Raw genomic sequence first — 1,097 nt, 5'->3', positions numbered from 1 at the left:
AAGATTAGTGCGCGTGGCTACCACGGGCAAGAAGCAGAAGTGACCGTTGATGGAGATGTCACTGTTGACTTTGCGCTAGAACCATTTTACATGGTTCCAGGTGGCGAAATTGGTTACGATGACGGTACAGCTGAAAACGCGCGTGCTTTCTATGATGCGGGCAATGGTTGGGCTGTGAAAATGTCACTGCCAGAAGGTAAGGAGGAGGCAGTCGTTACAGATGGTGTCTTCCGTTTCTGGGATACAGAATGGCCAGTTCCAGGTGGAACAGATTTCCAAGTAGAGGTTTGGGATGCAACTGGTACAGATGGCATGCCGGGTAATAAATTGGCTGGTCCAATTGATGCAACGGCACTTCGTACTGGTGAATGGACGGTTGTAGACTTGAGCGAGCATAATATTCAAGTAGAAAGTGATTTCTACATGGTGTATATTCAAACGGGTATTAATACAAGCTCACCTGGCCTGGCAACGGATGAAAACGGTCCAAATGCTGGCAGAAGCTATCAGCTCGTTGGCGGTGCTTGGTCTGCTTCCCCAGCGGATGAAGGAAACTATATGATTCGGGCACGTGTCGCTTATGGCGTAGACACGCCAGTCATCACTTCACCTGCTGAAGACTATGTCACGAATGAAGCAGCGATTACAGTGGAAGGTACTGCTTCTCCGACAACGACCATTGAGCTGGTGAACAATGATGAAGTTGTTGGAACAGCTGAAATTGGGGACGATGGTGAATTTTCCATTGACACGGAATTAGCTGAGGGTGAAAACACCCTGGTTGCCAGATCACTTATCGATGGTGCAACGACTGGTGAATCGAATGCGGTAACAGTCACATTGGATACAATCGCTCCAGACTTAACCATCGACAATCCAAAAGACGGCAGCAAGTCGAACCGTGAAACCGTTACAGTAGAAGGAACAGCATCTGATACCCATCTGGACTATGTTGAAGTAAATGGACAGCGTGCAGATTTGGCAGAGGACGGTTCCTATTCCAAGCGTATTCTATTGGATAATGGAGAGAATGTGATTGAAGTAACAGCCTATGATCTCGCAGGTAATTCTACAACCCAGAGCGTCACATTGGATGT

Annotated in this window: 1 pseudogene; it reads left to right on the top strand. The window is 47.6% G+C overall.

Annotated elements, in window-relative coordinates:
• A pseudogene (locus DX933_RS00015) lies at positions 1-1,097 on the top strand (peptidase S8); the annotation flags it as partial.

Source organism: Ornithinibacillus gellani, assembly GCF_003730295.1.
GTDB lineage: Bacteria > Bacillota > Bacilli > Bacillales > Amphibacillaceae > Ornithinibacillus_A > Ornithinibacillus_A gellani.
Note: the sequence above shows the minus strand (reverse complement) of the source record. Positions and strands in the feature narration are given on the sequence as shown.